This is a genomic window from Paractinoplanes deccanensis, from assembly GCF_016862115.1.
Lineage (GTDB): Bacteria > Actinomycetota > Actinomycetes > Mycobacteriales > Micromonosporaceae > Actinoplanes > Actinoplanes deccanensis.
Genome location: NZ_BOMI01000102.1, coordinates 32,221 through 44,352, shown reverse-complemented (window position 1 = coordinate 44,352; position 12,132 = coordinate 32,221). Strand labels below are relative to the sequence as shown.

The 12,132-nt window shown below is 70.0% G+C and carries 3 protein-coding genes and 2 tRNA genes; all 5 read right to left on the bottom strand.

Annotated features, from left to right (window positions below):
• Positions 1-37 precede the first annotated feature (37 nt).
• A complete protein-coding gene (locus tag Ade02nite_RS25630; protein WP_203768974.1) occupies positions 38-6,208 on the bottom strand; it encodes a ricin-type beta-trefoil lectin domain protein in 6,171 nt (2,056 codons plus the stop codon).
• A gap of 547 nt (positions 6,209-6,755) precedes the next feature.
• A tRNA-Met gene (locus tag Ade02nite_RS25625) sits at positions 6,756-6,829 on the bottom strand.
• 997 nt (positions 6,830-7,826) lie between these two features.
• Positions 7,827-7,900: transfer RNA gene (locus tag Ade02nite_RS25620), tRNA-Met, on the bottom strand.
• Between the two features lie 90 nt (positions 7,901-7,990).
• Positions 7,991-10,972, bottom strand: a complete 2,982-nt coding sequence (locus tag Ade02nite_RS25615) for a UPF0182 family membrane protein (RefSeq protein WP_203768972.1) — start codon at positions 10,970-10,972, stop codon at positions 7,991-7,993.
• Between the two features lie 79 nt (positions 10,973-11,051).
• Positions 11,052-12,083 (bottom strand): YlbL family protein, encoded by a 1,032-nt coding sequence (locus Ade02nite_RS25610; protein ID WP_203768970.1) that lies wholly within the window; start codon positions 12,081-12,083, stop codon positions 11,052-11,054.
• Positions 12,084-12,132: the final 49 nt, after the last annotated feature.

The following is a 12,132-nucleotide window of genomic DNA, read 5'->3' as shown; positions in this document are numbered from 1 at the left end:
GGAACGCCGCCCCTGCCGGAGCAGGGGCGGCGTCTGGTCAGCCGTCGATCGGGTGCAGGAACAGCTTGATCCCCTTCTCCTCGGCGTACGGGACCAGCTCCAGGACCCGGTCCATGTATCCGGGCGGCGGATCCTTCGGGTACGCGACGCGCAGCACCCAGTTGTCGATGTCACCCCGCTTGTACTGCGGCGAGAGAGTCCAGCCGTCGTCGACGCGCTTGCCCTCGTCCAGCTTGTTGATGAGCTGCTTGACCGCGCTCTTGAACCGGCCCGGCGTGTCGTAGCTGTCGCCCCGCCAGTCGATGCTCTTGATACTGGTCCCGGTCCTGGTCGCCGAGTCGTAGCTGTCGATGAACGGGTGGCCGGCCTTGAGGTTGCCGCCGAGCGCGTTCTCGATGGTCAGCCCGTCCGAGCCGGTCTTGTTGTCCCAGAGCCCGGACCGCAGGCCGGCAACCTTCTTGACCGCCTGGACCACCGGGCAGGCGTTGTGCACGAGCACCGGCAGCCCGCCGTTGGCCACGAAATAGGTGTGCACGTCGCGGACCGACAGGTCGTACGTCGTCATCGAGCCGGCGTAGTCGCGGACCGCCAGAACGGTGACCGCCTCGGCGCCGTCGGACAGCAGCCGGTCCCCGGCCGCCAGGCGCCCGGCCTCCACGAACTCGCCGCGCGCCACGTCGTAGAACGGGTGGTTCTGCGTACCGGTGATGACGGTCCGCCGCACCGAGCCGGCCACGGTCAGCTCGGTGAACGCGGTGTCGGTGGTGGTGACGTGCAGCTCGGTGACCTGGTGTGCCTGGAGCCCGCCGCCGGGCTCCGCGTTGCGCACCCAGTCGCCGACCCGGACGTCCTCGATCGGCTTGACGCTGCCGTCGGCCATCAGCACCTTGGTGCCGGCCGCGAAGCTGTGGCCGGTGGCGAGGCAGGAGTTCAGTCCTTCGAGGATGGCCCGCGACCGCGCCGCCATCGCCGCCGCTTCGAGCTTGGCCAGGGTCCGCACGTTGATCGCGGAGGCCCGCAGCATCACGAGCGCCGCGTCGATCCCGCCCACGTTGTACGCCCACATCGCGACGCGCAGTTCCTTGACCGCGAGCGCGACACCCTTGAGCGCGAAGGGCAGAACCAGCTCGGCGGCGACGAAGCCGCAGTCCATCCAGCTGCCGCCGGTGCCCGCGAACTTCTTGTAGCAGCCGATGAACTCGCCGAACAGGATGCCCGGCAGCGCCCGGATCGTCTGCTCGAGGAACTCCTGCTGGGTGATGTGAATCTTCGCGGGGGTGGTGACGTCGAACGGCTCGGTCATCAGCTCGTCGAGCACGACCTGCGGCCCGCTGCCGGTGTTGATGCAGACGTTCGGGTCCGCGCTCGGCGTGACACAGCTCGCCAGCAGATAGACGTAGTAGCCCTGCGAGCGGTAGTTGCCGGTGACGTCGCAGCCGCCCGTGCCGACGCAGTCGCTCGTAGGGTCGAAGCTGTAGCCGGTCTGGACCGTCACCATGTAGACGTTGTCGAGCGAGGTCGCGACGGCGTCGGAGCCGGGACCGGCGAGATCGCCGGGCGACTGCGGGCTGCCGGCGAGCGCCTGGTTGATCGCGGTGAGCGCGGCCTGCGCGGCGTCCGCCGACGCCTCCGCGTTGTCGGCGGCCTCGCGTGCCGCCACCGCGGAGGCCTCCGCGTCGTCGGCGAACAGGTCCGCGAAGTACGCGTCGGCCGCCGCGTCGTCGGCAGCGCCGCGGGCCGAGTCGGCGTCGCGTTCCGCGTCGTCGGCCGCCGCCTCGGCTGCCGAGGCGTCGGCGTCCGCGGCCGCCGCCGAGGCCCGGGCCCGTTCGACTGCGGCCTGCGCCTTGGCGTCCATCTCGTCGATGCGGGCGGACGCCTGCTGGGTCGCCTTGGCGTCCGCGGCCGCCTGCGCGGCGGACTTGGTCGCCGCGGCCGCCGAGGCCGCCGCCTTCGACGCCGACACCGCCGCCTCCGCCGCCGCTTGGGCGGCCAGCTTCGCGTCACCCTGCGCCCGATCCGCGGCCTGCTGGGCCGCGACAGCGAGCGCCGCCGCGTTCGTGGCCTGCGCCGCGGCGACGTTGGCCTGCGCCTCGGCGATGCTCTTCGCCGCCTGCGAGCTCAGCACCGCCAGGCCGGCCGCCGAGTCCGTGGTCGCCCACGGGTCGGCCAGCCCGATCGCCGTGTCCGCGGGTGCGGCCACCTTGGCCGCCGCCGCGGCGGCCTCCTGCGCCGCCTGACCGGTCGCCACCGCCTGGCCGATCGCCACGGCGCTGTCGGCCAGCGCGGCGGCGGCCTCCTGCTTCGCCGCGATCGCCGCCGCTCTCGCGTCGGCGGCCTCCTGCTTCGCCTCCGCGGCCGTCTGCCGGGCCGCGGCCGCGTAACTCGCCGACTCCCGGGCGTTCCGGATCGCGTCGGCGGCGAGCGCGTGGCCCTTCACCGAGGCGGCCCGGGTCTGGGTGGCCGCCGCCTCCGCCTTGGTGACGTCGGCGTAGGCCCGGTCCGAGGCCGCCCGCGCGACGGTGGCCGCGGCTCGTGCCCGGCCCGCGGCCCGCTCCGCGGCGACCGCCTGCTGGTTCGCGTTGTCCGCGGCGACACCTGCCGCATTGGCGGCGGCCCGGGCGGTCCGCGCCTCCGCCTCGGCCTCGTCAGCGGCGTCCGATCCCTGCGCGGCCGCCGCCCGGGCGTCCGCGACGGCCGCCTCGGCCATCGCCTTGTCCAGCGTCTTGCGGGCGGCGTCCGCCCGTGACCGCGCGGCGGCGGCGTCGGACTCGGCCTGCTTCGCGGCCGCCTCGTCGGCGTTGGCGCGCGCCGCGGCGGCCTGCGCCTCGTTCTTCTTCGACTCGGCGATCGCGGCCTGCTGCTGGGCGGCCGCGTTCGCCGCCGCCGCCTTCTGCCGCTCGGCCTCGGCCGTCGCCCGGGCGTCCGCCGCGATCTTCTGCTGCTTGGCCGCGTCCGCGGCGGCCGCCTCGGCCTTGGCCAAGGCCGTCTTGGCGTTCGCCTCGACGACCGCGATCTTCGCCTTGTCCGCCGCGACCTTGGCGGCCGCGTTGGCCGCGGCGGTCGCCTGCTGCTGGGCCTGGGCGGCCAGCCGGGCCGCGTTCGCCGCACTGTCCTGTGCGGACTGCCGCAGGTAGAGGGCCCGGGCGGCGTGCGCCTGGGCGCTGGCGTTCGCGAGCAGGGTCGCCGAGTTGGCCAGCGTCGCGTTGGTCGCGGCCACCACGGTCTGCATGGCGTTCGCGGTGGCCTGGGTCGCGGCCGCCGCGGCCTGGGCGATCTGCGCCGACTGCTGCGTGTACGTCAGCCCGCGCCCGGCCGGGAGCCCGCCGGTGGTGGCGATCGTGTACGCGGCGTCGCGCGCGGCGACCGCCTTGTCCGCGGCCTCCTTCGCGACCGCCGCCTCGTTCTTCGCGGCCTCCGCCAGCGCGGCGACCTTCGCCTTGATCAGGTTGAGGTTCTTCGGCGCGGCCGTCATGTCCACGTCGGACCAGTCGGACGGATACTTCGTCTTCTGGTCCTGGGCCCACAGGATGCCGCGCGCCGTCCAGGCGTAGCCGAGGCCGTCGTGCATCGTCTCGGCGCTGGCCTTGAGCGCCTCCAGCCCCTGAAGCTCGGCGGCGAGGATGTTCGCGCGCTGCTGCGCCTGCGTGTTGACCTCGGCCTGCCACTCGGCCCAGGCCGTCTCCACCACGTCGTAGAGGACCTCTTCCGGGTCCAGCGGGTTGGACGGGTCGCCCTGCGCCCACCGGGTCTTGACCGCTTCGACCTCGACCCGGAACTCCGGGGTGCCCGGCTCCGGCGCGACCGTCGGCCATCCGTCGTACTGGATGAAGCGCCGCACGTCGTCGGCCGAGCCCTCGATCGCCTTGCGCGAGTACCAGCTCCAGTCCGACGCGTTGGCCGGGTCGGCGGCCGCGCGGCGCTCGGCGATCTCGCGCACCTTGGCCTGCGCGGCCGGCTCCGCCTTCGGCATCGGCAGGTCGGCGTGGATGGCGTTGGTCGCGGTCCAATAGGTCGAGCTCTCCGACATGAAGTCGGTGACGTCCGTGTCGTAGTCGGGAAGCGAGCCGTAGCCGGACATCGGGTAGCCGCTCAGGAACTTCGAGCGCCCGAGCTCACGCTGGGCCCTCGCCTGGTCGGCGACCTGCGCCGCCGCGACGTCCTCGCCGAGCGGGCCGCTCTCGCCGTGATACCACTCGGCCAGCCAGCTCTGGTCGGTCCAGCTCGACCACGACATGTTCAGCGGCTCGTCCGGGCCGGCCAGCGTCGTGGCGGCCGCCTCCCGGACCTTGCTGCCGCCGGCGTGCAGCACCAGCGCGATGCGCGCGCGGTTCGTCCGGACGAGCTCCGCGTCCTGAAGCGCGGCGCGCCGCTCCCACCCGGTGCCCGGCGGGATCACCGACGTCGTGGCGGTGGCCGGGCCGGCGAACGTGCGCCCGGCGTGCGGGATGTTCCAGACCTGGGCGTTGGTGTTGTTGCAGGTGTAGATCTGGAGTTGGGTGCCGTTCGTCGTCGTCGAGTTGGGTACGTCGAGGCAGCGGCCGGAGTTCGGGTTCAGCAGCCGCGGCCGCCCGCTCGTGTCCCAGGCCACCGCCCACTGCTGGTCCAGCGTGCCGGCGCACTTCGCCACCGCGGTCAGCGTGCCGTTCGCGGTGGCGGTCTCTCCGCCGTTCAGGCCGAGGCACATCCCGCCCGCGCCCAGGGAGCCGTCGGTGTTGAGCCGCCACGGGATCACCGGCCCGGTCGAGTAGCCGACGCCGCAGCCGTAGAGCACGACCCCGGTGCCGGCGGCCGGCGCGGCCGTCGTGGACGCCGGGACGGCGCACTTGTTCATCAGGCTGTTGGTGATCGGCCCGGTCGGCGCGGTGGGCCGGGTCGGCGGGATGAACCGCTGCGCGTCGCTGCCGTTGCACGCGTAGATCCACAGCGCCACATTGTTGGCGGTGGACGAGTTGGGGGTGTCCACGCAGCGGTTCGACGCCGGGTTGGCGAGCTCGATGCTACCGGTCTTGTTGTACCGGAACAGCCACTCCTGGTTGTCCCAGCCCTCCTGGCAGTCGTACATCTGGACCGGGCGGCCGCTGTCCTTCTCGGTCGTCAGGTCGGTCTCGGTGGTGAAGGCGGTGCCGATGCCGGTCCGCGCGGCGATCAAGCCGTTGCTCAGCACGACGGCGTGCAGGCCACCCGCGCCGGCGGCCAGCGAGTCACCGAAGCCCGGCGACGAGGGCGCCGACACCTCCTTGGTCCAGCCGCCCGCACCGACGCCCTTCTTGGCGTACACGAAGCCGTCCGAGCCACGCATCACCTGCGTGCCGTCCGAACCGGCAGCGATCGCGGTGTCGAAGTCCGGGTCGGTGGCGGTGATCGTGCTTTCCTTGACCCAGCCGCCCATCCCGATGCCGGTCTTGGCGTACACGTAGCCGTCGCTGCCGACCAGCATCTGCACGCCACCGTTCGTGGCGATCGCCTGCGCGCCCGGCGCCAGCTCCTTCACCCAGCCGGCGGAGTTGCCGATGCTCGACCGCGCGTACACGGCGCCGTCGCTGCCGATCATCATCTGCGTGCCGTCGGAGCCGACGGCGATCGCCTTGGCGCCCGGGGCGCTCTCCGCCGTCCAGCCCGTCGAGTCGCCGATGCCCTTGCGGGCGTACACGGTGCCGTCGCTGCCCAGATACATCTGGACGCCGCCGTTGGTGGCGATGTCGTCGACCGAGGAGCCACCCTCGTAGACCCAGTCGTTCGCGCCGATGCTGCTCCGCGCGTAGATCCCGCCCTTGGAGATCATCTGCGTGCCGTCGGAGCCGACCGCGATCTCGTGAGCGTTGTAGTCGTGCTCCTTGATCCAGCCGCCCAGCCCGACGCCGGTCTTGGCCCACACCTGCCCCGACTCGGTCAGCAGCATCTGCACCGTGCCGCCGATCGCGATCGACTGGGCCGCGCCGCCGTTCGTGCTGGTGATGCTCAGGCACTTGGTGGCGTTGGCGACCGGCCGGATCGTCCCGCCGTCCCAGAGACTGGTGAACCGGTTGTAGCTCCAGTTCTGCGCCGCCGCCCCGCTACAGGCCGACGAGACGACCGCGGCGCCGTTGGCCGTGTTGCCGTTCAGATCATCGAGGCACTTGCCCAGCCCGTCGTTGCGGACGATCCCCGACGCCTCCGCGTTGAGGTCGCTGATCTGCGACGCCCCCGTGTTGCCGAGGTTCCAGTCCACAGCGGCATGAGCCGGCGGTACGGAGAGGAGCGACATCCCCAGGGCGACAACGGCCCCCACCGTCGTGCCCCAGACAGCCCGCCCCCCACGTCTGCGAAACAGTTTCGAGCGCACGCCAACAGCCACGACCCCACCCCCGTACCGGCCGTGCGGAAACCGTCGCACACAGCCACGCCCCGATGTTGAGCCGAGACGCTAACGGCCAGGAGATCCACAATGCAATAGACAAACGTCGAAAAGTTACCGGCGAGTTTCCCCACCCTCACATCGACGCCCGTGAAGCACCCGCCCCGCCGACCAAGCAGCCCGACATGGGAGAACAAAACGCGCAACTTGATCAGAAGCACGCCGCCAATGACCTTGCCGGCCGCCACCCCCGGCGCCACCGCCGGCGCCGCCACCGCACCGGGGTCAACAGCCGCATCCGGCCGATCCGGCCGCAGCCGCCCCTCCGCCAAGTCGGACCCTGGCGGCGGCGCCCGTCGCCCCCGCGCAGCCATGCAAAAAGCCCTGCCCGCAAACTCGCGGACAGGGCTTTCTCACTTTGTAGCGGGGACAGGATTTGAACCTGCGACCTCTGGGTTATGAGCCCAGCGAGCTACCGAGCTGCTCCACCCCGCGTCGGCCCATTAACCCTACCCCGCCCCCTAACCCCGCGCCCACCCACCCCCGCCCCGGCCCAGAGGCAAGACAGCGGAAACCCACGAGACCAGGCACAACGCCCCACCCGAAGGACCAGAACGCCGGGAAGGCGAAAGGCCAGAGAGGCGGGAGCACGGGGAGGCAGGACGGGAAGGCGGGAGGACGGGAAGGCGCGAAGACGCGAGAACGCGAAGGCGCGAAAACGCGAGGACGGGAAGGCGCGAGCACGCGAGGACGGGAAGGCGCGAGCACGCGAAGACGGGAAGGCCCGAGCACGCGAAAGCGGGAAGGCGGGAAGGCGGGAAGGCGCGAGGACGCGAGGACCGGAAGGCGCGAGGACGCGAAGACGCGGAGGCCCGAGCACGCGAAAGCGGGAAGGCGCGAGGACGCGAGGACCGGAAGGCGCGCGGACGCGAAGACGCGGAGGCCCGAGCACGCGAAAGCGGGAAGGCGGGAAGGCGCGTGGACGCGAGGACCGGAAGGCGCGCGGACGCGAGGACCGGAAGGCGCGAGAACGCAAAGGCAGGGAAGCAGGAGACGGGAAGGCAAAGGCGCGAGGACGGGAGGGCAGAAAGGCGCGGGGATGAGAAGACCCAACTGCCAGCCAGGCCAAACAGCCGAAGGGCCAGACAGCGAAACGGCCGAACAGCAAAGGCACGGCAAGTCCAACAAGGCCAGAACACCGAACCCAGAAGCCACCCGGCAGACATCAAAGGAAACGAAGCCAACACCAGGCCGGACAAACCCAAAGGGAGATCCTCGCGAGGAAGACCCAGAGCAAGCGCAAGGCCACCCAGAAGCCCACCAACAACCGATGACAACCCAAGGCCAGCGAAGCCGAAGGCGAAGCAAAGCCGACCCCCCACCGAGCCGCAACCGACCGTAACGTGGGGGTCTGGGGGGTCGCCCCCCAGGTAGGTATGACGAAAAAGCCCCGTCCGCGCACTCCGCGGACAGGGCTTTCCTACTTTTCTCGTAGCGGGGACAGGATTTGAACCTGCGACCTCTGGGTTATGAGCCCAGCGAGCTACCGAGCTGCTCCACCCCGCGTCGGCCTGTTAACACTAGCGCAACCGTGCCTTCGCCTGCAAAACGGGTGCCGGTGGCCCTCCTCACGGGGGGCCACCGGCGTTTCGTGTGTCAGCCGCTGGGGGTCGGCGAGGGTGCTGCCGAGCCTGAGGGTGTGGCCGAGGGGGCCGTCGAGGGCGCGGTTGACGGGTTCGGTGTGGCGCCGGTGGCGGCCTTCTGGGCGTTCTGGAAGTTGGTCATTGCCGTGTCGAGCTGCTGGAGGGCTTCGCCGTACTTGGCGAAGTCGCCGGACTGCTGGGCGGTCTTGACGTTGGCGATGGCCGTGTCGAGGGCCGCGGCGGCCTGGGCGAGCTCGCCGGTCAGGGAGGCCGGTGGCGGGTTCGTGGTGTTGCCGTCGCCGGTGTTGTTGTTGCCGGTGTTGTTGTTGCCCGTTCCGGCGCTGGCGTTCTTGCCCTGGTCGACCAGCTGTTCGAGGCCCTGCTTCAGGTTGTCGGCGAGGACCACGTAGGTGCCGCCGTCGCCGTACGACATGAGGACCTTTTGCAGCAGCGGCGCCGCGTTGTCCTGGTTGCCGGTCTTCACGTAGACCGGTTCGACGTACAGGACGCCGCCCTCGACCGGCAGGGAGATCAGGTTGCCGTACAGGACCTGACTCTGGGCATTGTTGGACAGCAGGTTGAGCTGCTGCCGTACCGCCGCGTTGTTGGTCATCTTTTGATGGACCTGGACCGGTCCGGGGATGACCGTCTGGTCGGGTAGTTCGAGCACTTCGAGCACGGGCTTGTTGTCGACGTACGAGCCGGAGATCAGCGCGGCCAGGTTTTCGCGGTTGGCCGGTGTGACGCCGGCGGTCAGCTGGAATCTGGTCTGTTCCTGCTCAGGCAGTTGCACGTTCAGGTAGAACGGCGGCTGCTTGATGTTGCTCGACGGCGAGTCCGGCGCGTTCGGCACCTGCCAGAAGTCCTGGCCGGAGAAGTACGCCTGCGGGTCGGTCACGTGGAACTTGGTGAGCAGGTTGCGCTGCACCTTGAACAGGTCCTGCGGGTAGCGGAAGTGCGCTTCGAGCGATTCCGGCGTGTCGGCCTTCGGGATGATCAGGTCACCGCCGAACGCCTTGTTCCACGCCTTGAGGACCGGGTCATTCTCGTCGAACTCGTACAGCTTGACCGTGCCGTCGTAGGCGTCGACGGTCGCCTTGACCGAGTTGCGCATGTAGTTGACGTCGTCGCGGGCCAGGGCGAACTGTCCCTGGCCGGTGAGCTCGTCGCGCGTCTCGTTCGCCAGGTTGATCTTCTGGCTGTACGGGTAGGTGTTGGCCGTCGTGTAGCCGTCGAGGATCCAGGTGATCCGGCCGTCGACCACCGCGGGGTACGGGTCGCCGTCGATGGTCAGGAACGGCGCGACCTTTTCGACGCGCGAGCGCGGGTCGCGGATGTACATGAGCCGCGACTTGGAGTTGACCGCGTCGGAGAGCAGGAAGTTGCTCTCGGTGTTCTTGACCGCGAAGACGAGCCTGCGGAAGAAGGAGCCGATCGGCACGCCGCCCTTGCCGTCGTACGTGTAAAGCTCCTCGGCGTTGTTGTTCTCCTCCTGCGGACGGTCGAACTCGACCTTCTTGTTGGCGTCCTCCTGGCCGACGATCGCGTATTCGGTGGACTGCTCGCCGAAGTAGATGCGCGGCTGGTCGACCTTGATCTCGTCGGTGGCCGAGGAGCAGCCCGGCGGGCGGTCGTCGCCGAGGAAGCCGGAGACGAAGTAGGGCAGACCACCGCAGACGACCTGGTTGGCCGGGGCCGCCACCAGGCCGTAGCCGTGGGTGTAGACGGTGTGCCGGTTGAGCCAGTTGCGCTGCTGGGCGGTCAGCTTGTCGTCGTTGATCTCGCGGGCGCCGACCACGTAGTCGGCGGTCTTGCCGTCGAGCGTGTAGCGGTCGACGTCGAGCTTCTTGCCGAAGTCGTAGAAGCCGCGGGACTGCTGCGACTGGGTGAAGGCCTGCGAGACCAGCTGCGGGTCGACGAGCCGGGCGTTCTGGGCGCTCGTGTCGCTGGTCAGCCCGGCCTGCGGGACCACGTTGTTGGCCCGGTACGGCGCCGTCTCGGTGCTGTCGATGCCGAACGCCGCTCTCGTGGCCTCGATCGAGCGCTTGATGTAGGGCGCTTCCTTCTCGGCGAGGCTGGGCTTGACCGAGAAGTTCTGCACCGCGAGCGGGTAGATGCCGCCGATCGCGACCGCGGAGATGGCCAGCAGGGCGAGGGAGACACCGGGCCATACCAGATTGCGCATGCCCGCGTTGGAGAACACGATGATCGCGATCGCCACGACGATGGAGATGTACGCGAGGATCTCCTTGGCCGGCAGCAGCGCGTTGACGTCGGTGTAGCCGGCGCCGTAGAGACCCGGCGACACGTGCTGCTCGAGCAGCAGCGCGCGCCGGTCGAGCACGTACGCCACCGCCTTGAGCAGCACGAAGATCGCGACCAGCGTGGTCAGGTGGGCCCGGGCCGCGGTGGTCATGCGGTCGCCGACGCCCTGAAGGCGTACGCCTCCGAAGATGTAGTGGACCGCCAGCGCGCCCAGGACCGAGAGGACGACGGCGGTGAACGCCACGCCGAGCAGGTAGCGCCAGAGCGGGTACTCGAAGATGTAGAACCCGATGTCCACCTTGAACTGCGGGTCCTTGACGCCGAAGCTGCCACCGTTGCGGAACAGCATCCAGTCCTTCCACCGGCCCTGCGCGGAGAGGCCGGCGAAGAAGCCGATGATGACGGTGATCACGGTGATCCACGTGCCCAGGCGCGGCGCGATGATCATGCGGTAGCGCTCGAGGGTCGCCTGCTCGGCGGAGTGCGGCCGCAGCAGGGGGCGCAACCGGTATGCCAGGTAGAGGTTGGCGGCGATGATGACGGCCACGGCGATGCCGATGGCGAGGAACAGCAGGAGCCGGGTGAGCAGGACACCGGAGAAGACGTTGACGAAGTCGACCTCGTTGAACCAGAGGTAATCGGTGTACGCGTCGATGCCCCACCCGAGCAGCGTGAAAAGAAGGAAGACCCCGACCAGGACGCCGACGGTGACGCGACCGCGCCGGCTCATCCTCGGAAGAGGGCTATTTCGCATAACCAACGGAGGCTCCACAAATCAGTCGGGCCGGTGTCTCACAGTACGACATCTGTCACGCGGCCGAGCACGGCTTCGGTGTGCCGCCGCTGGTGAAGGTCTTGATGGCGGTCAGCGCGTCGTCCACGGTCGCGACCTCGGCCATGGGCAGCCCGTCCACCGCGTTCTTCAGGGCCTCGGCGCAGTTGTCCTTGGGCACCAGGAAGATCTGCGCTCCGGCCTTCTCGGCGCCGACCAGCTTCTGCGGGATGCCGCCGATCGGGCCGACCTCGCCGGCGTCGTTGATGGTGCCCGTACCAGCGATGATCTTGCCGCCGGTCAGGTCCTCCGGCTGGAGCTTGTCGAGGATGCCCAGGGTGAACATGAGGCCGGCGCTCGGGCCGCCGATCTTGTTGAGATCGATCTTGACCTTGAACGGGGCGTCCTGCTTGGTGCCGATCTCGATGCCGAGCCGCGGCGTCTTGTCGTCACCGGAGGCCTTGGTGGTGACCTTCGCGGTCGCCGCCTTGCCCGCTCGCGTGTAGGAGATGGTGAAGGTGGTGCCCGCCGGCTTGGCGCGGACCAGCTCGGTCAGCCTGCCCGGCTCGGTGATCTTCGTACCGTCCACGGCGGTGATCACGTCGCCGGCCTGGAGGATGCCGGACGCGGCGCCGCCGTCGGTCACCTTCTTGACCGTGGTCAGCACCGGGTAGCCGAGCTTCTTGAGCGCGACGGTGACGGCGCTGGCCTGCGACTCCGTCCACTCCTCGGCGTTCTGCTGCTCGACCTGCTTCTCCGACTTGTCGGGCGGATAGATCAGCTCGCGCGGCACCACCGCGTCGGACTTGTTGAACCAGCTGCTGATCGCCCAGACCAGCTCCACCTGCGACTGCACGTTCACCGTGGTCAGCCGGAGCTGCCCGGCCGACGTCGAGGTCTTGGAGGCATCCGTCACCTGGATCACCTCGGCGCCGTTGTCCGAACCGAGCGTGTTCACCGTCGGACCGGGCTTCAGCACGACATAGGGCAGGGGTGCGGCCATGACACCGACTGCCAGCAGGGCGGTGATCAGGGCGCCGAGGATTACCGTGACACCACGACGTCTCATGCGCGTGAGACTATCGCCCCTCCCTGAGTGCTCTCTGAGCTGAGGCGGA